Below are 21680 nucleotides of genomic sequence, written 5' to 3' on the forward strand. Positions count from 1 at the left end.
GGCAATAAGATGATGCACCGGTTATTTGTTTATCAGATAAATTTAAACAGTTATCCTTTAGCTGGGTATATTATCTGGAACTTTATAGAATCTAGTTTTTTATCAGAAAGTAATTCTAATATATTTACAATTTTTAGTTCTTGTAACTCGTTTCAAAAACTAAAAGGACAAAAAATCATTAATCAATAGCATTTTTAGACGGATAATTATAACAACTATGGAATTTAAAAGTATAAATCCTTACAACGACCAGCAAGTTGGTCAATTTATTTCACTGACGGAAGATGAGTTGGATGAAAAATTAAATAAAAGTGAAACTGCTTTTCAATCATGGAAAAAAGTACCCATTGTAGAACGTTGTCTGCTGATTAAAAAAGCAGGGCAGGTGTTGCGAGATAATGTTGAAGAATATGCCAAAATGATTACTTTAGAAATGGGGAAACCCATTTCGGAATCTAGGAATGAAGTAAATAAATGTGCTTCGGTTTGCGATTATTATGCTGATAATGGAGAAACTTTTTTAGCAGATGAAGTCATTGCCACAGATGCAGTACAAAGTTTTGTAAAAAATGAACCTATAGGAGCTGTTTTCGCAATTATGCCTTGGAACTTTCCTTTTTGGCAAGTGTTTAGATATGCCGCACCAACTTTAATCGCAGGCAATACGGGCTTGTTAAAACATGCGCCAAATGTATTTGGTTGTGCTACATTAATTGAAGAGGTATTTACAAAAGCAGGAGTACCTGAAGGTGTTTTTCAAAACTTAATTATTCATCATGAGCAGACAGAGAAGATAATCGCGCACAATGCTGTGCAAGCCGTAACCTTAACCGGAAGTGAAAAAGCAGGCTCGGCCGTTGCTGAAATAGCAGGTCGTCATATAAAAAAGACAGTACTAGAACTTGGCGGGAATAACGCTTTTATTGTTTGGGAAGATGCTGATATTGATCAAAGTGTTCAAATAGCGCTCACTGCGCGTATGTTAAATTGCGGCCAAAGTTGCATTGCCGCGAAACGCTTTATTTTAATGGAGCCAATTTATGATGAATTTGTTGCAAAATTTATAAAAGCTGTAGTTGATCTAAAATCAGGCGATCCTATAGAAGAAAAAACAAAAGTAGGACCGTTAGCGCGCAAAGATTTAGCAGATCAATTAAATAGACAAGTGAAAGAATCTGTAAAACTAGGTGCTAAATTAGTACTTGGCGGCACTCAAAAAGAGTGCTATCATGAGCCAACGGTTCTTGGTGATGTAACGCCAGGAATGCCCGCTTTTGATGAAGAAACTTTCGGACCTTTAGCAGCCATGATAAAAGCAAAAGATATAGCTCACGCCTTTACGCTTTCAGAGCAATCTAAATATGGACTAGGTGTTACGGTGTGCACAAAAAATATAGAAAAGGCAATTGCGTTTGCAGATAAAGTGAGCGATGGCGCTTATTTTATTAATGAATTAGTGAAATCAGATCCTAGATTGCCTTTTGGCGGCACCAAGAGATCTGGTTATGGACGAGAATTGGCTAAAGATGGTATTTTTGAGTTTGTAAATAGAAAAACAATTTATGTAAAAAAATAAATAGTTTTTTTGAAACAAACTATCTTTGTTGCAGTGACTCGGCGAACTCTTTTCAATTAAAAAGCGTCTATTTTACACCTTTTAAAAATTTATGGAAACTTTAAAACATATTTTAGAATTTGAAATTTTTAGCATAAATAATTATACGATTAGAGCATCTGATTTGGTCGCTATTTTTATGATTTTAGTGATCACTAGATTTGCGCTTTGGTTTATAAAGAAAGCCTTACTTCAAAAACATAAATTTGGTAAAATGGATACAGGTAGCACGTACGCCTTGTACCAAATTATAAAATATGTTATTTGGGTTATTTCTACCGGATTTTTACTCGAGGCGATAGGGATAAAAGTTACTTTACTATTAGCCGGTTCTGCGGCCTTATTAGTGGGTGTTGGTTTGGGTTTACAACAAACGTTTAATGATATTATATCGGGGATTATTTTACTTTCAGAACGGTCTATTAAAATTGATGATGTTTTAGAAATAGATGGTGATGTAGTAAAAATTCAAAGCATCGGTTTGCGAACCTCTAAAGCTTTAAATAGAGACGATATTTCTATCATCATTCCGAATTCATTAATCACAACAAGCAAAGTAATCAATTGGAGTCATCAGTCCGATAAAACGCGTTTTAAAATTCAGGTTGGTGTGGCTTACGGAAGTGATGTTGACCGTGTAATCAAAATATTAGAAGAAAGCGCTTTTGAGCATCCAGAGGTTACCAATAGAGAGTTAGTAGAAGGAAGATTGATAAATTTTGGAAATTCGTCTATGGATTTCGAACTGTTGTTTTTTAGTAAAAATATTTTTAGAATAGGGAAAGCAAAAAGCGATATTAGAAGAATTATTTGTAAAAAATTTATCGAAAATAACATCATCATACCTTTCCCTCAAATGGATCTGCATGTAAAATCTAGAATGGACGTTTAAAAATATGTTTAGAAGTTGGAGCTTATTCTAATGATCATAAAAAGTAATTTTTAGAAGATTCTTTACATTAGGTTTTTATAAAATTCTGTGATTTAGTTTCAAGTAATTATCAGCATCAAAATAATTGTAAAAAATAGCATCAGGTTTAACTTTAAAAAAGTTGAGCACTAGGTAGATATTATTAGTTGTCTAAATTTGATAAAAAAAAACCACTTCGTTAAAAGTGGTTTTTTTATGATAGAAGTTTTTAATTTTTTGCTAATTCCAACCACCACCTAAAGAGGTGTAGATATGAATGTTTGCCATCAATTGTTCTTTTTTGGTTTCTATCAAAGCTATTTTTGCCTCTAGCGCTTCTCTTTGGGTGAGTAAAACCTCCAAATAATTTGCTCTAGCCGATGTAAATAAACGTGCAGAAATTTCTATAGATTCTGTAAGTGCTTTTACTTGGCGCTGCTTTAAAGTGTAAATTTCTTTCAAATTTTTAATATTAGAAAGCTCGTTAGCTACTTCAAAATAAGCATTTAAGATTGTTTTTTCATATTCAAAAACAGCTTGTAATTGTCGTTTATTTGCATTTTTGTAGGTGGCTTTTATCGCATTTCTGTTGATTAGAGGCCCTATAAAATCGCCTGCAAAAGAGTAGGCCAGAGATTCAGGCGTTTTTGTAAGAAATACTGTTTTAAAAGATTCTAAACCAACACCCGCAGTAATGCCTAAAGAGGGATAAAAATTAGCTCTTGCGATTTTTGTATTCAATTTAGAAGCTTCTAATTCAAATTCAGCTTTTTTGATATCTGTCCTGTTTTGTAATAATTGTGCAGGAAGCCCCGTATAGATAGTGTCGATATCTATTGCTAAAAAATCGTTAGACTTTCTAGGTACCAGTTGCGGAGATTTACCGATTAAAAAGTTAATTTTATTTTCGGTAACTACTATCTTTTGCTCAATCTCAAATTTTTCACTGCTGGTTTTAAGCACTTCCGCAGTAAATCTTCTAACCGCTAATTCTGTAGTTTTAGCAGCTTCTTTTTGAACTTTTACAATTTTTAAAGCATTTTGCTGAATTTTTAAATTTTGTTGTACAATCTCTAATTGATTATCTAACGCCATTAACTCGTAATAGGTGTCGGCAATTTCTGCAACTAAATTTGTAATCATAAAGTTTTTACCCTCTACAGAAGAAAGATATTCATAAACAGCTACTTTTTTCTCATTGCGTAACTTTTTCCAAATGTCTAACTCCCAAGAAGCCGAAAGACCTATGGAATAGTTGGTAAGAGGATCAGGGAATTTCTCTCCATCTATCGATAAATTTTCTTCAACTGCGCCATTTCTCGTATACTTACCTACTTTTCCTATTTCGACACCACCGGTTGCATTCACAAAAGGAAGATATGCTCCTTTTTTAGCTTGAATGGTGTTTTTAAACATAGCTACTTTTTGAAGCATCATGTTTAGCTCTTGATTGTTCACCAAAGCAGTGTCAATTAAAGAGATGAGATTTGTATCAGAAAAAAATGTTCTCCATTTTGTCGTTACGGTATTTAATGAATCTAGGCTTTTATCTGCATAGGTTTCTGGAGCTTTTTTATTTTCTTTTCGAATCTCTTTTGTCGGTGCGCAAGAATTCAAAATCAAAAGTATGCACATACTAACAAAGACTAAAATCTTGGTTTTTATAGTATTCATCATTATTTCTTTTTGGTTACCTTTTTTAATAAAACTTTGAGTTCTTTAAGTTTCAGTTTTATTTTACTTTCATATTGAATAGAATGCATTATTTCTTCTGATAAAGGCTGACTAGCTTCGTCTTTAATTAAACTTTTTCCATCTGCCATCGTTGCAAAAATATAATACAAACCGGGTATAATTAATACCCCAAAAAGAGTACCAATTAGCATTCCGCCAAGTGCAGAGCCTCCAATAGTTCTATTACCAATAGCGCCTGCGCCCGTGGCAACAATTAAAGGAATCAATCCTGCTATAAATGCAAAAGAGGTCATTAAAATTGGTCGAAATCTTGCTTTAGCTCCTAGTATTGCTGCTTCTAAAATAGTAGCTCCTTGTGTACGTTTTTGAACTGCAAATTCTACGATTAATACACCGTTTTTGCCAAGCAAACCGATCAACATAATGATGCCTATTTGTGCATACACATCATTGGCCAACCCCATATATTTTAGTAAAATAAAAGATCCAAATATCCCGATAGGTAGCGATAAAATAACAGCAAAAGGAAGTAGAAAACTTTCGTATTGAGCCGCCAATACAAAGTAAACAAAGATAATTACGATAATAAAAATATAGAGGGATTCGTTGCCTCTTTGTGCTTCGTCATAGGTCAATCCTTCCCAAGCAATATCATATCCTTTTGGTAATTCTTTTGCAGCTACTTCTTTAATAGCATCAATAGCATCGCCACTTGTAAACCCTTTTGCTGGTAAACCTCGTATTGCAGCAGAATTGTAAAGATTGTATCGAGTTATTTCATTTGGACCTAACTCTTTTGTAATCGACATAAATGCAGAATACGGCACCATTTCACCTTCTTCATTTTTAACATAGAGTTTTTCTAAATCTGTTGGCAGTCTTCTATATTCTGGTGCAGCTTGCGTATACACTTTAAAAAATCGACCAAAACGAATAAAACCCTGCTCGTAAGTACTACCAATTAAAATGTTTAGATTTTCCATAGCGTTGCCGATACTAACTCCTTTTTGCATCGCTTTTTTATTGTCTATCTTTAGTTTGTACTGCGGATAATTTGCAGAGTAAAAGGTAAACAAGCCTGTTATTTCTTCACGTTTCGATAATTTATCCATGAATTCGTTGTTAATTCTTTCAAATTCGTGATAATCTGTTGCGTTTGTTTTGTCTAACAAACGCATAGAAAATCCGCCAGAGGAACCAAAACCCGGCACAGCAGGAGGCTCAAAATACTCAATAATAGCGCCTAAATCTTTGGTTTTCTCCTCTAGCTCTTCCATAATTTCGTGGACTGAATGTTTACGATCAGACCAAGATGTTAAGTTGATTAAACAAGTACCCGCATTAGAGCCTCTGCCTTCCGTCATTATTTCATAACCTGCCAATGAGGTTACAGAGGCTACGCCTTCTATTTGTCCGCATATTTTTTGCAGTTCTTTAGAAACTTCATTTGTTCTTTCTAAAGTTGCGCCGGGCGGCGTTTGTATAATTGCATAAATGATTCCTTGATCTTCGTTAGGAATAAAGCCCGCAGGTAATGTTTCATTTGTAACATAAATACCAACGCAAAAAGCGATTAAAATACCAAAGGTTAGCACTCTTCTTGCTACAATTCTATTTAAAATTTTCACATAGTTACCTGTTAGTTTTTCAAAGCCTCGGTTAATCCAATCTATAAATTTATCGATTGGCGATTTTCTTTTTTGTTTGCCATGGTTATTTTTTAACATCATAGCGCACAAAACAGGCGTAAGTGTTAAAGCAACAATTGCAGAAATTATAATGGCACCTGCCATGGTTATAGAAAATTGTCGATAGAAAACGCCTACAGGTCCTGTCATGAAAGAAATAGGAATAAATACAGAAACCATGACCAGCGTAATTGCTATAATTGCACCACCAATTTCATTCAACGCAGCAGCAGAGGCTTGGTAGGGCGTAAGATTTTCCTCTTCCATTTTAAGATGCACGGCTTCAACAACCACAATAGCATCATCAACCACAATACCGATGGCCAAAACTAATGCAAATAAAGTGATGAGGTTGATGGATAAACCAAACAATTGCATCACAAAGAATGCGCCAATTAACGATACGGGAACTGCAATAATAGGGATGAGGGTAGAGCGCCAATCGCCTAAAAATAAAAACACCACGATAGCCACTAAAATAAAAGCATCTCTTAAGGTATGAAGTACTTGTTCTATAGAAGCATCTAAAAAGTTAGAAACATCGTAACTAATTTTAAATTCAATGCCGGGTGGTAAATCGATTTTTAACGCTTCTAATTTACTTTTTACAGCATCAATCACATCGCTACCATTGCTGCCAAAAGTTTGTTTTAATACGATGGATGCCGATGGTTTTCCGTCTAAATTTGAATAGATATCAAAAAATTCACTTCCTAATTCAACATCAGCAATGTCAGATAATTTTACAAACTGCCCCTCTTTATTGGCTTTTATAATAATTTCTTTGTATTGCTCTGGCTTGTTGTATCGGTTTTCATAGGTAAGCACGTATTCTAAAGCTTGCGCTTTTTTACCAGAACTTCTGCCTAATCTACCAGGTCTTGCCAAAATACTTTGATCTTGCATGGCCTCTAAAACTTCTTCTGCAGAAATGTTATACGCTCTCATTCGGTCTGGTTTTAGCCAAACTCTCATGGCGTATTTTCTGCTTCCTAAAATTTGTGCACTTGCAATACCATTAATACGCTGAATTTCTGGAATTACTTTGGTATACGCATAGTTGTATAAAAACTTTTCATCATTGTTTTTTTCAGTGCTAAAAAGATTCACATACATTAACATACTAGGCTGAATAGGCGTAATGATGACTCCTTCTCTTTGCACAAGTTCAGGTAACAACGGCATCACTTGATCTACCCTAGTTTTTACGCGTACTACGGCCTGATTTGGGTCTGTACCTGGTTCGAAAACAATATTTAAAGTTCCTTCACCGGCACTCGTGGCATCCGAAGAAATATAACGCATTCCTTCCACACCATTGATGGCGGTTTCTAGCGGAATTAGCGTTGAGTTAACCAACACATCTGCACTAGATCCTGGATAGGCAATAAAGATACTTACGGTGGTTGGTGCAATTTGTGGAAATTGCGAAATGGGCAATTGTTTGATGGCTAATACCCCTGTAAAAACGATCATAATCGATATTACAATGGCTAAAACCGGTCTTTTTATAAATTTGGTAAACATGTTTTTCTAGTTTAAATTCTTATTATTCTGCGTACAATGACAAGTTTGAAATAACAGAATTTGGGGCTACAAATTCACTATGTATCTTTTCTTTGTTTTTTACTTTTCGAATTCCTTCAAGTAAAAATTTATCGTTTTTAGAAAGACCTTTGCTAATAATAAAGATGTTTTCTAATTCTGCACCAACCTCAATTTCTTGTTGCTTCAGTGTATTATTTTCATCAACTAGATACACATATCTTTTATCTAAAATTTCAAACGTTGCTTTTTGCGGAATCATAAGGGCGTTTTTAATAGGAGTATTCATGATGATAGTACCCGTTTCGCCGTGTCTTAAAATACCATCAGGATTTGAAAACGTTGCTCTAAAAGCAATGTTACCTGTTTGGCTATTAAATTCGCCTTCTATCGTTTCTACAATTCCTTTTTGATGAAAAGGTTTGTTGTTCGCCATTAATAAAGCAACTTCTTGTTTGCTGTCTTTTTTAGTACTGGTGATATATTCTAAATATTCTGCTTCTGGAACATTAAAGTATACCCACATTTTACTATTATCAGATAGCGTTGTTAGCAGCGCTCCTTCCTCTAATAAACTTCCTTCTCTAACATGAAGATGATCCATAATGCCATCAAAAGGGGCTCTAATATCTGTAAAGTCTAAATGGGTTTGCGCTAATGAAACTTCTGCGCTCGCAATGTCTAATTTTGCTTTTGCCATGGCGAGTTCGTTTTGAGAAACAATATGTTCATCCGCCAATAATTTGGTGTTTTCATATTCAATTTCAGTAACTTTTTCTTCTGCCTTCGCTTTTTGAAAATCTGCTTTATAAATATTAGGCATGATATTGAACATTTTTTGTCCTTTTTTAAGGTATTGACCTTCATCAACAGATATTTGTTTTAAATATCCTTTTTCAATCGCTCTAATTTCGATGTGTCTTATAGAATGAATTTGACTCACATATTCTTTTACAATGGAAGTGTCTTTTTGAATTGGACTCGTAATAAGGTATTTCGCAGCAATATGTTTTGCTTCTTCTTTGTGTTGGCAACTTGTATATATAGAAACTATAAACAAGCCTATGAAAATTTTTCTCATTGGTTTTTTATTAAAATAAATAATTTTTTAAAATGATAGGTTGCAGAAATGAAAATCAATTTTGATTTTCTTTCTGTTTTTAAGCGTGATAATCGTTTGGGAAATACAACAGACTGAAGATAAATAGTCTGTTTTATGCTTTTAATTAAATGATATAAACTTCAAATTTTTTATATAAATTTAAAGGTGTACTATCTGTTAAAGTCTTCTGGAATATTGATTTTTCTTTTACTTTTAAATAAGAGTTTTCAAATACTGTCTTGAAAAAAATTGCATTTGAGTTGCCTCCAAAAAGTGATTTTTTTAAACGAAGAGAAACTTTTTTTTCATGCTTTTCAAAATCCTCAATATTTATTTCTTCTGCAAAAAATAAATCTTTATTCGATGGTAATAATGATTTGAAAAAAGAAGTAGAATCGTTAAACTCTTTGAGCTGACAATCTATTTTAATCGTTTTTTGAGAATGAAGACCGTTAGAAAATTCGTGAACATGAAAAGAAGAGTTTGCATAACTATTTACAACACTAGCAAAGATTGCTATAAGTAAGAAGATCTTGTTGTAAATATTTTTTGTCATGACAAACAAAATTATTTTAATAAAATCATTCTAGCAAGAGAACAAGGTTTTATGTTTTGATAAACTTTAAGATTTATGAAAACAGCTATTTTTTATGCAAGAAAGTATAGTTACTGTAAATAAATAGCCTATTTTTTTTGATTTCTTTAAATTTTACAACAAAAAAGTGTTTTTTTGACTTTACGATTCTGTATTCATTGTAAAAACCATGCAATGCTGAATTGGTAAATTATCGATATTTTTTTCGAGCTTAAATCCTGCCGCTTTCATTTCTTTTACAGCTTGTTTTTCAGACATTTTATGAATTTTTTTTATAGCGATTGAAGGATCTTCCATTCTATATTCAATCAAATATATTTTGCCGTTTTTCTTTAGAGATTTTTTAATCGATGCAATCATTTCTTTGGGGAAATTAAACTCGTGATACACATCGACCATTAAAACTTTATCAAAAGTATTTTCAGGAAGGTTTACGTTTTTTTCATCACCCTGAATAAGTTCAATGTTTTTATTAGTTTGATATTCTTTGCTGTATAAAATAGCTTGTAACATTTCTGGCTGAATATCTACCGCATACACAGCTCCTTTGTTGGCAAGAGGCGCCATCTTAAAAACATGATATCCAGATCCTGCGCCTATATCAGCAATAATATCGGTGGGTTGAATATTCATGTTTTTGATGAGTTTAGAGGTATTTTCTTCCTTTTCTCGGCTAGGTCTTTCTAACCAATTGATGCCTTCATAGCCCATTACATAAGCAATTTCTCTATCTAAATACCATTTTCCAATGCCATTATCATCACCCTTTTTAAAACTATATATTTTTTTATCAGAAGTATTGTTGTTTTGAGATTTACAAGAGCTAGCTGCAAATAGTAGAAGAAACAGTAGTTTAAACAGATTATATTTTTTCATAGCCATAAAAATACAAAGAGTATTTGTATTGAAATCATAAAATTAGAATAAATTTTTCAAGTGATTCTTATAGTTTTCAATAAATTTGTGGGTTTATATATCTGATTATCAAGTTTTAAGAATTATTATTTTTATTTATTCTAAATAAACTTTGTTGATATTGATTTGAGAAGTATCTTTGCACAAAAATAAAATATTATTTAAATTTAATCTAAATAAAAATGAGGAAAGTAATTTTGTCTTTAGCAATGGTAACAGTTTTATTATCATGTGATAATAATGATAATGAAGCGGTTACACCAACAGTGCCAACTACGTATAGTTTTGAGAGAGACGGAGCATCTACCGTAAGTTTTAGTGGCCAAACTACTAGAATTAAAATGGGTGATGAGTTAGCAAAAGCGTTATTAATGGCGGATACTGAAACAGTAGCTTCTTTAAATGGCAAGTTTGCGCATACCGAAGGGGAAAGTAATTTTTCTGAAGCGGCTTTAAATGCTTCATCAAAAAGTGTAAGAAGTAAGGTTGCTAATTCGATAGATTTTTTTGCAGCAAATACTACAGATGCAACGGCAATAAAAGCAGATTTTGATTCTTGGATTGTAGGTCAGGTAGAGATTGTTTTTCCTTATTGGAATCAAGATGCTTCAAAAGGCGTTGCAGGTAAATTACAAGAAGCTGGTGGTGGGCCAGTTCGATGGGTGAATGCAAAAGGTTTAGAATATGACCAAGCCATTGTAAAAGGTTTAATTGGTGGTTTAATGACCGATCAAATACTAAATAATTATTTAAGTACGGCTGTTTTAGATGCTGCTAGCAATATCGCAGACAATGATAACGATGTTTTGATAAGCGGAAAGAATTATACTACTATGGAGCATAAATGGGACGAAGCTTTTGGGTATATGTATGGGAATGAATTAGATATTACAAACCCTGTCTTAAATGTAGATCAGTACTTAAATAAATATTTAAATAGAGTAGAAGGTGATGCAGATTTTGCAGGAATTGCTGCAGACATTTATGATGCTTTTACAATAGGTAGAGCTGCAATTGTAGCAAAAGATTATAGCACAAGAGATTTACAAGCTACTATTATTAAAGAAAAAATTTCTGAAATTATTGGAATAAGAGCGGTCTATTATTTACAAGTTGCTAAACTTACGTTAGCTAATGACAAAGGAACTGCTTTTCATGATTTGTCTGAAGGTTTTGGTTTTATCTACAGTTTACAATTTACAAGACAACCAAATTCATCTGAGCCTTACTTTACAAAAGCAGAGGTAGATGGTTTTATAAACACCTTAATGTCAGGAGATGGTTTTTGGGATATTTCTACCGATACTTTAGATGAAATGTCTAATACAATTACTGCGAAATTTAACTTTACTTTAGAGCAAGCAGGAAGTTAATTGATAAAAAAAAATAATGTAAAATATGAACGAATAAAGATGATTATTTACTACTTTTGTATCTTTATTTAGAATAAATAAATATAATATGTTCAAAAAAATATCCCTTCTTTTTTTAATTTCAGTAGTGATGAGTGCATGTACTTCATCCGAAGAAAACGACCCAATGTTAACAGACACTTTTGATAGAGGTCTAATGTTAACAAACATTGCAGACAATATTATTATTCCTGCTTTTGATGAGTTCACTGTTAAGTTGGCAGTTTTAAAAACGGATGGAGAAGCGTTTGTCGCAGCTCCAAATCAAACAAATTTAGAAACTGTAAGGGTTTCTTGGTTTGCAGCTTATAAAAGCTGGCAACATGTAGAAATGTATCATATTGGCAAAGCAGAAGAATTAAATTATAATTTTTATATGAATATTTTTCCATTAACCGTTTCCGATGTTGAAGGCAATGTTGCAAATGGGGGCTATGATTTAGACAGTCCAAATAACCACGATGCACAAGGATTTCCTGCTTTAGATTATTTGCTTTATGGTGTTGCAGACTCAGATGTGGCAATTTTAGATGCCTATATTAGTAATGAAAATGCTGCTGGTTATAAGAAATATATGACCGACGTTATAACTCAAATGAGCTCTTTAACGCAACAAGTGGTTGCCGATTGGGCTTCTTATAGAAATGAGTTTGTAACTAAAACTAGTAATACTGCAACAAGTGGTGCAAATAAATTGGTAAATGATTTTATTTTTTACTACGAAAAAGGATTAAGAGCTAATAAATTTGGAATTCCTGCAGGTGTTTTTTCTGCAACTGCTTTGCCAGAAAAAGTAGAAGCGTATTTCAAAAAAGAAAATTCAAAAGAATTAGCAATTGAAGCTTTGAATGGGGTAATCGATTTTTTTGAAGGAAAATCTAAAAACGGAAATACAGCAAATGCAATTGGCTTTAAACAGTATTTAATTGCTTTAAACCGTCAGGATTTAGCAACAAAAATTTCAGATCAATTTGTCACAGCAAAAGCACAAGTAAATTTATTGGATTCCAACTTTTACAATCAAATTGGTAGTGATAATGTGCAAATGACACGTGCTTATGACGAGTTACAAAAAGCAGTGGTTTTGATAAAAGTAGACATGTTACAGGCCTTTAATATTAGCGTAGATTATGTTGATGCGGATGGCGATTAAAACATTAAATTAAAAATTAAAAATAATAGCTGAAAGTTATTCTTAAAATTTAGAATGACTTTCAGTTTTTTTATGATGAAAACTAAACTTCTAAAATACTTAAATACGCCAACAGATGCAGCTCCGCTAGTTGTTTTTCGTTTGTTTTTTGGAATTATGATGCTGGCAAGTATCATTCGTTTTTGGGCAAACGGTTGGATAGAAAAATTATACATCGTTCCAAAATTCTTTTTTTCTTATGATGGTTTTAGTTGGATACAGCCTTTGGGTAATTTTACGTATGTTTTGTTTTTTATTTGCGGATTAACAGCTTTATGCGTCGCTTTAGGTTTTAAATATCGATTGGCAATTATCCTTTTTTTCTTATCGTTTACCTATATAGAATTGATGGATAAATCAACTTATTTAAATCACTATTATTTTATAAGTGTGATAAGTTTTTTAATGATTTTTTTACCTGCAAATGTTACTTTTTCTTTTGATGCTTTGATTTATAAAAAAAAGTATGTAAACATTCCAAAATGGACAATTGATAGCATTAAGCTGCTTTTAGGAATCGTCTATTTTTATGCAGGTTTAACAAAATTAAATTCAGATTGGTTGTTCAGAGCAATGCCTTTAAAAATTTGGTTGCCTTCAAAATACGATTTACCTTTTTTAGGGGAGACTTTTATGCAACAAGAATGGTTTCATTACGCCATGAGCTGGTCTGGAATGTTGTACGATTTATCGATTCCGTTTTTATTACTTTATAAAAGAACACGAATTTTTGCCTTTGTAGTTGTGGTGTTTTTCCATGTTTTTACCCGAGTTTTATTTCCGATTGGGATGTTTCCTTTTATTATGATTATTGCTACATTGATTTTTTTTGAAGCTAATTTTCATCAAAAAATTATCAACGGAGTACACACCATTTTTTCATCAGTAAAAATAAAAACAATCGCAGTAAAAAACTACACGTTTTCAGCAACTACAAAAAAAATTATATATCCGGTTTTAGGTGTTTTTTTACTATTGCAAATTGTAATTCCGTTTAGAAGTTTAGTATATCCTGGAGAATTATTTTGGACAGAAGAAGGCTATCGTTTTTCATGGCGCGTTATGTTAATGGAAAAAGCAGGATACACAAATTTTAAGATTGTTGATGTAAAAAATGGAACGTCCTTTATGGTTGATAATAGCGATTTTCTAACTGCTTTTCAAGAAAAACAAATGAGTCACCAGCCAGATTTTATATTAGAATATGCACATTTTTTAGGAAATCATTTTGCAAAACAGGGTCACAAAAATATAGGTGTTTTTACAGAAAGTTATGTGGCTTTAAATGGGCGATTAAGTAGTGTTTTTATCGATCCAAAAGTAGATTTGTATCAACAAAAAGAAAGTTTTAAACACAAAGACTGGATTGTTCCATTTTCATCAGAAATAAAAATTAAAGGAATCTAACATGATTTTAAAAAATATATTTACACTTGTATTTATTTGTATTACCAGTAGTGTCTTTAGTCAATATAAAATTACAGGTACTGTTGTAAATAAAGATGATAACCCTATTAATAAGGTGCAGATTTTAAGTGAAAACGGACAGTTATTGGCACAAACTGGAGTTTTAGGGAAGTTTATTTTTTCGGTGGAGACAAAAGAAATTCCATTAATTTTTTATGTCGAAAATTACCGTCTAGAAAATGTTTTTTTGACTTTCAAAGATTTCACCGATTTAAAAGTAACTTTAGATTATTTTTCAGAAGAATTATCTGAAATTCAAATTAAAACAAGAAGAGAAAAAGTGTTTGAATTAAAGCGTTTAAGAGATGTAGAAGGAACCGCTATTTATGCCGGAAAAAAGACCGAGGTTATTTTAGTAAATCAGTCTACCGCAAATTTAGCGAGTAACAATGCAAGGCAAATATTTAATCAAATTGCGGGTTTAAATATTTATCAAAATGACGATGCAGGTTTGCAATTAAATATTGGCGGTAGAGGTTTAGACCCCAATAGAACCGCTAATTTTAATACGCGCCAAAATGGTTATGATATTAGTGCAGATGTTTTAGGATATCCAGAGAGTTATTATACGCCAGCTGCTGAAGGTTTGCAAGAAATTCAAGTAATTAGAGGTGCAGCTTCTTTGCAATACGGAACCCAATTTGGTGGTTTGATTAATTTTATCACTAAAAAACCAACAGAAAAACAAGAAATAGTTTTTAGAAATACCTTGGGTAGTTTTGGGTTGTATACCAATTTTACAAGTGTGAGCGATACGCATGGTAAATTTAGTTATTACGCATATATCAACTATAAAAAAGGAGATGGCTTTAGGCCAAATTCAAATTTCGAATCTAAAAATGCTTTTGTACATTTAGGGTATCAAATTAATGATAAAAGTAAAATATCTGCAGAATTTACGTACTTAAGTTATTTAGCCCAACAAGCAGGGGGGTTAACAGATCAAATGTTCGCAGAAAATCCTTACCAAAGTAATAGAGCGCGAAATTGGTTTCAAGTAGATTGGTTGCTGTATAACTTTAAATGGGAACATTCTTTTTCAGAAAACACCAATTTTTCTTTTAATTTATTCGGATTAGATGCGGCTAGAGATGCACTTGGTTTTAGAACGAACAGAGTAAGTCAGGTAGATCAAAATAGTGAAAGAGATTTGATAAAAGGAACTTTTAAAAACTTCGGATTTGAATCTCGATTGTTAAAAAAGTATAAAATTTTTGATAAAAAAGCTACTTTTTTAATCGGAACAAAATTTTATAAAGCAAATAATACCAATACTCAAGGTCCTGGTTCGGATGGTTTTGATGCAGATTTTGAAATGCGATTGAATGAATACCCTAATTATCCTAGACAATCAGACAGTCGATTTCCAAATTTAAATGTTTCTTTATTCGGAGAAAATATCATCTATATCAATGAAAAGTTTTCAATTACACCAGGTTTTCGTCTCGAATATATAAAAACAGAAAGAGACGAAATTATTAAAGATATTGTGGTGGATGGCGCAGGAAACGTGATAAATGAAAATTTGCGAGATGAAGAAGAATCTAATGAAAGAGCCTTTCTTTTAACAGGAGTAGGTGCTAGTTATAAAGTAAATAAAACCCTTGAGTTTTACGGAAATATTTCACAAAATTATAGATCTGTAACGTTTTCTGATATTAGTACGGCAAACCCTGCTTTTGAAATATCACCAGATATTACCGATGAAAAAGGGTTTACCATCGATGCAGGAATACGAGGGAATTATGATAATTTTTTCTCTTATGATGCTAGTGTTTTCGGACTCTTTTATAATGATAGAATTAATATTTATACAAGAGCAGATGGCAAAGCAGAAAGAGATAATATTGGGGACGCAAGAATTTTAGGCATCGAAAGTTTAATCGATTTTAACATAAAAAAGCTCTTTACAAATAATGCTGAATATGTGTTTAATTACTTTATAAATTCGTCTTTTATTACATCGGAATATACCAAATCTCAAATCAACGGAATTGTGGGTAATGAATTAGAATTCATACCGAATATCAATATAAAGACAGGCATTAGGTTTGGGTATAAAAATTTTTTAAGTAGCATTCAATATTCTTATTTATCGAGTCAGTTTTCTGATGCGACCAATGCAAAAGGGGGTAGTTTAAGTGGCGTAACAGGAGAAATACCAGCCTATGATATTTTAGATTTTTCTGCTTCTTACAAACATAAGTTTATGAAATTAGAAACAGGTATTAACAATCTTTTAAACAATGCGTATTTTACTAGAAGAGCAACTGGGTATCCTGGTCCCGGAATTATTCCGTCTTCACCAAGAAATTATTATGTTGGGTTAGAGCTAACGCTATAGCATTTTATTTATTACACTGTATATGTAAGAAATTTTAACATACTTTTTTGAAAGATACCTCCATAAAACTCACCTATTTTTATTTATATTAATTCTAAATAACTATATTTGCAGAATTTTAAATCAAACTTGTTACCATGAAAAAAATAGTATCAATAATTCTTCTATCCGTTTTAGCGATTGCGTGTAAATCAGAAAAAAAACAAGCAGATAAAAAAGAGCAAGAAGTAAATGTTTATACGCACAGACATTATGCTTCTGATCAAGAATTGTTTGCACAATTTGAAAAACAAACCGGAATAAAAGTAAATGTTGTAAATGCAAATGCAGACGAATTAATGCAGAAAATGACGTTAGAAGGAGCACAATCTCCGGCAGATGTTTTAATAACTGTAGATGCAGGTAGACTTGTAAGAGCAAAAAATAAAGGATTATTACAAGCTGCATCATCAGAATTTTTAGAGAAAACAATTCCTGCTCATTTAAAAGATGTAGATAACAATTGGTTTTCATTAACCAAAAGAGCGCGTGTTATCGTGTACAATCCGCAGAAAGTAAATGCGGCAGATTTATCTACGTATGAGGCGTTAACCGATAAAAAATGGAACAATAAAATACTAGTTCGTTCTTCTAGTAATATTTATAACCAGTCTTTATTGGCATCTATTATCGCAAATTCAGATGAAGATACTGCAACGAATTGGGCAACAGGAGTGGTTGCAAATATGGCACGTTCGCCAAAAGGCAATGACAGAGATCAAATAAAAGCGGTGGTTGCTGGCGAAGGAGATTTGGCAATTGTAAATACGTATTATATAGGAAAGTTATTAGATTCAAAAGATCCAGACGAAGTAAAAGCTGGAGAAGGAATAAAAGTCTTCTTTCCGAATCAAAATAATAGAGGAACACATATAAATGTAAGCGGAGCAGGTGTAGCAAAATATGCGCCTAACAAAGCAAATGCTATTAAATTCATTGAGTTTTTAGCAAGCAAAGAAGCACAAAAAGTTTTTGCAGAAACTAATTTTGAATACCCAGTAAACGAAGCGGTACAAGCTTCTGAATTGTTAAAGTCTTGGGGAACTTTTAAAGAGGATAAATTATCTTTATCTAAATTAGGAGAAAATAATAAAAAAGCAGTGTTGGTTTTTGACAACGCAGGCTGGAAATAATTACTATTTTTACTCAATCCTAGTGGATGTGGGGTTTCTATGAAGTTAAAGCGATTATACAACATAAAAAGAGATACAAATAAATGGTCAATAATTTTATTGACCATTGTTTTGTTTGTATCAATTCCGGTTTTATCTATTGTAATAAGTGCTTTTGATGGTCCTGGTGAGTCTTGGCATCATATTCTAACAACTGTATTACCAACCTATCTTGAAAATTCTTTTTGGTTGGTTGTTGGTACCAGTATTTTAACCTTATTATTGGGTATTTCTTCTGCTTGGATTGTTTCTAGATATACCATTCCTTTTAAAAAACAGTTAGAATGGCTGCTCATTTTACCCTTGGCAATTCCGTCTTATATTACCGCCTATTCCTATGCAGGTTTTTTCGATTATGGTGGTTTTTTTCTAAAAATTAGTACTTTAAAAGTAGATATTATGAATATTTACGGACTTGTTTTTGTGTTGAGTGTTTCTTTGTATCCTTATGTTTATGTAGCTTCTAGAGCTTTTTTTGTAAATCAATCTAACAATATTATAGAAGCTTCTAAATTATTAGGGGCAAGCGAACGAAAAACTTTTTTTAAACTGATTTTACCTTTAGCAAGACCCGCTTTTGTTGGTGGGTTAATTTTGGTTTTAATGGAGGTTTTAAATGACTACGGTGCTGCTAAATACTTCGGAATTAATACATTTACAACCGGTATTTTTAGAGCTTGGTTTTCTTTAGAAGAACCAGAAACCGCTATTTATTTGTCTGTAATATTATTGGTTTGTATTCTTCTTTTTATTCTAATAGAAAAAAGGCAACGTAGAAATATAGGTTATTTTAATAGCGTAAAAAATCATAGAGAAGTAAAGAAAATAAGCACTTCTAAAAATCGGCAATATTTTTTATTTTTGATAGTAGTTTTGCCTTTCTTTTTAGGATTTATAATTCCTGTAGCGCAGCTATTTTATTGGGCATTTTTAACCTATTCAGACGTATTTAATGCTAGTTTTTTATTAATCGCATTTCAAAGTTTAGGAATTTCTTTGCTTTCTGCAATCTTTACTGTTTTTTGTGCTTTGTTGTTTATTTTTGCGTCAAAATGGAATCGTTTGTCCTTTTTAAAATCTGTAGAAAAAATAGGGATTTTAGGCTATGCAATTCCCGGAGCTATTATTGCCATTGGTATTTTAATTCCTTCGTTAGCTTTAGACAAAGCCCTGATCGTATTTTTTAAAAATGTTTTTGATATAAAAATCGGTTTTGTTTTAAACGGAACCATCATCATTTTAATCTATGCATTTGTAATTCGGTATTTAGCAGTTGCTTATTCGCCAATTGAAGCTTCTAGTTTAAAACAAGGAAACTCTTTGGTAGAAGCCTCTAAATTATTAGGAAAAGGAAATATTTTCACCTTTTTTAAGGTAGAATTTGCCACCATTAAGCCAGCAATTTTAAGTGGTTGTATTTTGGTGTTTGTAGATGTGATGAAAGAATTACCACTAACCTTAATCTTAAAACCTTATAATATTAACACATTGGCGGTAAAAGCCTACGAATATGCAAGTGACGAATTAATAGCCGAAGCAGCCATTCCGTCTTTATGTATTATTTTTACAGGCATTTTACCAATTATATTTTTAAACAGATTAATCTCTAAAGCTTAATGAATTCTACACTTTTAGACATCAAAAATATTACTAAAACCTTTAATAACGGTAAAGTAAAAGCTTTGAATAATGTTTCGCTTTCTTTGGATAAAGGAAAAATTGTAGCAATTGTAGGAGAGAGTGGTAGTGGTAAAACAACCCTTATAAGGTTGATTACAGGTTTGGAAACCCAAGATACAGGAAGTATTAATTTTAAAAATAAAGTGCTTTCATCAGAAACGGTTTTTATCAATCCAGAAAAAAGAAATATTGGAATGGTTTTTCAGGAATACGCATTATTTCCGCATTTTAATGTGTTTGACAATATTTGTTACGGTATTTCTCAAAACCTTGATAAAAAAGAACGAACAGAAGAAGTTTTAGAATTGGTAGCCTTATCAGGTTTAGAGAAAAGATATCCGCACGAACTTTCTGGAGGACAACAACAACGAGTTGCCTTGGCAAGAGCTTTGGCACCAAAGCCAGAATTATTAATTTTAGACGAACCTTTTAGTAATTTAGATGTTATTTTAAGGCATCAATTAAGAAATGATATTGTAGAAATTTTACGAAAAACAAATGCTACTGCAATTTTTGTAACCCACGATATTAAAGACGCTTTAAAGATTTCTGACGATATTATAATACTTCAAAAAGGAATTATATTACAACAAGGAAATACAAAAGAAGTATTTGAAAAACCTAATTGTAATTATATAGAATTGTTATTTGATGATTATAAATTGTAACATAAAGCACACACGCCTTATTTAACTTATTTTTAAATCATTGTTGGCTGAAAAAAAAATAAGAGTATTTTGCTTTTAGATGCAAGAATCAAAAACCAAGATGAGATGATTATGAACTAAAATAAGATAAAAAACAAAGATAAATTTTTCATTTCAGAATTAATTTTAAAAATAAAGGATCTCTCTAAAATCAAGCGTAACTCTTTTATTTTAAAGCGTTTTCTGAATTTGTCCTATTTTTAAACGGACACTAATGTTTTTTATCAGATTTAAATATTGCTCGCAAACTTTAAAAATTATACGAGAACTATTAATAAATTATTTTTTAAATTATTAAGAATACGTGTTTAAACACTTTTTAAATTCGTCAATTAATCCATCAGAATACAATAAATATTACATTGATAAAATTGGTTGTAATACATTAGAATTTATACTGAATATTAATATAAAAACAGGCGTTAGGTGCGGGTATTAAAACCTTTAAGTAGTATTCAATATTCTTATTTATCGAGTCAGTTTTCTGACACTAACAATGTAAAAGGAGTTCGTTTAAGTGTCGGAACAACAGAACTCTTTGCAGATGAAATTTTAGAATTTTCAGCAACTTTTAAAGGATACCTTTATGAAATTAGAAAAAGCGATGAACAATCGTTCAAACGATGTGTATTTTACAAGAAGAGCAACTGGGTATGGCGAACACGGAATTATTACGGCTCTAAAAATAAATTATTATGTATCTTTAGAAATCAAAATTTAAAATCATTTTAAATAAGCATCATTTAAAAATATTATTTTCTCAACACCTATTTTGTCCGTAATTTTAAACAAAAAAAATGAAACTAATTAATGTACTCCAAGAGTTAAAGGAAACAAGGAAAAAATCCATTTCTTGTGATGAGTTATTTTCAGGTTATAAACAAATATTAGCGCAAGCAGATACTAAAAGAGAGCAGACTTTAGAGAAACTAAATTTTGGGAACTCTTCAATTCCAAATAAATTTGATATTGATAAAATTGAGTCAGAACATATTTTTCATGAGAGTCAAATAAGAAAAATATGTATCGATTATAGGTTGCGTTTTTTAGATGCAGTATTTTTTAAAGAACCTTATCCACCAGAAGCAATTAGCAAACTTCAGGCATTAGAAAAATTACATAAAACTACTTTTAATGGTTTTAAGATTATTGCTCCGATGGAAGCTTTTAAATTAAAAAAAGCAGACGATCCCTTATTGTTTGCACCCATGGGCAATGGTTATTATTATCTAATTCACAAATGGGGAACTGATTTACATCCGTTAAGAAAATTAAAATATTGGGCATTTAAAAATATTGAGAATTTAGGGATTGCCTTAGCTGTTTTAAGTCTTTTACTAACTGCTATTTCCTATCCGCTGTTTTTTAAAAGACCTCCAACTTTTGGCTATCTTTTAATGGTGTTTATGTTTTATTTTAAAGGTATTGTTGGTATGTTCTTTATTCTTTGCGGAAGTTCTGGTAAGAATTTTAGCGAATATTCTTGGCAAAGTGAACATGATAAAATTAGTTAAAGAACTATGTAACCGTATTTCAATTGATAACAAATGATTTAAATTTCTCCTGTAGATATTTAAATCATTTGTTATTTTAATGCTATTT

The 21680-nt window shown here is 31.7% G+C and carries 16 protein-coding genes; 11 read left to right on the forward strand and 5 right to left on the reverse strand.

The genetic code is table 11. The features are described 5' to 3' along the window. Window positions 1-217: 217 nt before the first annotated feature. Window positions 218-1576: an NAD-dependent succinate-semialdehyde dehydrogenase gene (locus ES044_RS08635; RefSeq protein WP_147119021.1), complete on the forward strand. Its 1359-nt coding sequence runs from the start codon at window positions 218-220 to the stop codon at window positions 1574-1576. A 91-nt stretch (window positions 1577-1667) separates the two neighbouring features. Then, complete coding sequence (locus tag ES044_RS08640) at window positions 1668-2507, forward strand: mechanosensitive ion channel family protein (RefSeq protein WP_147119022.1); 840 nt, start codon at window positions 1668-1670, stop codon at window positions 2505-2507. 258 nt (window positions 2508-2765) lie between these two features. Here ES044_RS08640 and ES044_RS08645 read toward each other — a convergent pair whose 3' ends face one another. The 5 genes from ES044_RS08645 to ES044_RS08665 form a co-directional block, all read right to left on the reverse strand. Continuing rightward, window positions 2766-4199 carry a TolC family protein gene (locus ES044_RS08645; RefSeq protein WP_189663248.1) on the reverse strand — a complete coding sequence of 478 codons (1434 nt, stop codon included), beginning with the start codon at window positions 4197-4199 and terminating at the stop codon, window positions 2766-2768. Between the two features lie 2 nt (window positions 4200-4201). Next, window positions 4202-7435 carry an efflux RND transporter permease subunit gene (locus ES044_RS08650; RefSeq protein ID WP_147119024.1) on the reverse strand — a complete coding sequence of 1078 codons (3234 nt, stop codon included), beginning with the start codon at window positions 7433-7435 and terminating at the stop codon, window positions 4202-4204. A 22-nt stretch (window positions 7436-7457) separates the two neighbouring features. Beyond that, complete coding sequence (locus ES044_RS08655) at window positions 7458-8534, reverse strand: efflux RND transporter periplasmic adaptor subunit (RefSeq protein WP_147187020.1); 1077 nt, start codon at window positions 8532-8534, stop codon at window positions 7458-7460. Window positions 8535-8679: 145 nt separating this feature from the next. Continuing rightward, complete coding sequence (locus ES044_RS08660) at window positions 8680-9111, reverse strand: hypothetical protein (RefSeq protein WP_147187022.1); 432 nt, start codon at window positions 9109-9111, stop codon at window positions 8680-8682. 180 nt (window positions 9112-9291) lie between these two features. Beyond that, window positions 9292-10026, reverse strand: a complete 735-nt coding sequence (locus tag ES044_RS08665; protein ID WP_147187025.1) for a class I SAM-dependent methyltransferase — start codon at window positions 10024-10026, stop codon at window positions 9292-9294. 221 nt (window positions 10027-10247) lie between these two features. On the opposite strand from ES044_RS08665, the gene ES044_RS08670 reads away from it, so the two are divergent. The 9 genes from ES044_RS08670 to ES044_RS08705 all read left to right on the forward strand — a co-directional run bounded on the left by ES044_RS08670 (window position 10248) and on the right by ES044_RS08705 (window position 21592). Further along, window positions 10248-11438, forward strand: coding sequence for a DUF4856 domain-containing protein (locus ES044_RS08670; RefSeq protein WP_147187027.1), 1191 nt, complete (start codon window positions 10248-10250; stop codon window positions 11436-11438). An 88-nt stretch (window positions 11439-11526) separates the two neighbouring features. Beyond that, complete coding sequence (locus ES044_RS08675) at window positions 11527-12630, forward strand: imelysin family protein (protein WP_147119029.1); 1104 nt, start codon at window positions 11527-11529, stop codon at window positions 12628-12630. A gap of 75 nt (window positions 12631-12705) precedes the next feature. Further along, on the forward strand, window positions 12706-14076 hold the full coding sequence (locus ES044_RS08680) for an HTTM domain-containing protein (protein ID WP_147119050.1): 1371 nt from the start codon (window positions 12706-12708) through the stop codon (window positions 14074-14076). A gap of 1 nt (window position 14077) precedes the next feature. Beyond that, a complete protein-coding gene (locus tag ES044_RS08685) occupies window positions 14078-16480 on the forward strand; it encodes a TonB-dependent receptor family protein (RefSeq protein WP_147187029.1) in 2403 nt (800 codons plus the stop codon). Window positions 16481-16617: 137 nt separating this feature from the next. Next, the gene (locus ES044_RS08690) at window positions 16618-17652 is read left to right on the forward strand and encodes a Fe(3+) ABC transporter substrate-binding protein (protein ID WP_147119031.1); all 1035 of its coding nucleotides are present in this window, start codon (window positions 16618-16620) and stop codon (window positions 17650-17652) included. 39 nt (window positions 17653-17691) lie between these two features. After that, on the forward strand, window positions 17692-19308 hold the full coding sequence (locus ES044_RS08695; protein ID WP_147119032.1) for an ABC transporter permease: 1617 nt from the start codon (window positions 17692-17694) through the stop codon (window positions 19306-19308). Next, window positions 19308-20039, forward strand: coding sequence for an ABC transporter ATP-binding protein (locus tag ES044_RS08700; protein ID WP_147119033.1), 732 nt, complete (start codon window positions 19308-19310; stop codon window positions 20037-20039). The genes ES044_RS08695 and ES044_RS08700 overlap by 1 nt, the downstream gene beginning before the upstream one ends. A 625-nt stretch (window positions 20040-20664) precedes the next feature. Next, entirely contained in the window at window positions 20665-20799 is a 135-nt protein-coding gene (locus tag ES044_RS19245) for a hypothetical protein (RefSeq protein WP_262712461.1), read from the forward strand. A gap of 76 nt (window positions 20800-20875) precedes the next feature. After that, window positions 20876-21592: a hypothetical protein gene (locus ES044_RS08705; RefSeq protein WP_147119034.1), complete on the forward strand. Its 717-nt coding sequence runs from the start codon at window positions 20876-20878 to the stop codon at window positions 21590-21592. Window positions 21593-21680: the final 88 nt, after the last annotated feature.

Source organism: Polaribacter sp. IC066 (assembly GCF_007997085.1).
GTDB lineage: Bacteria > Bacteroidota > Bacteroidia > Flavobacteriales > Flavobacteriaceae > Polaribacter.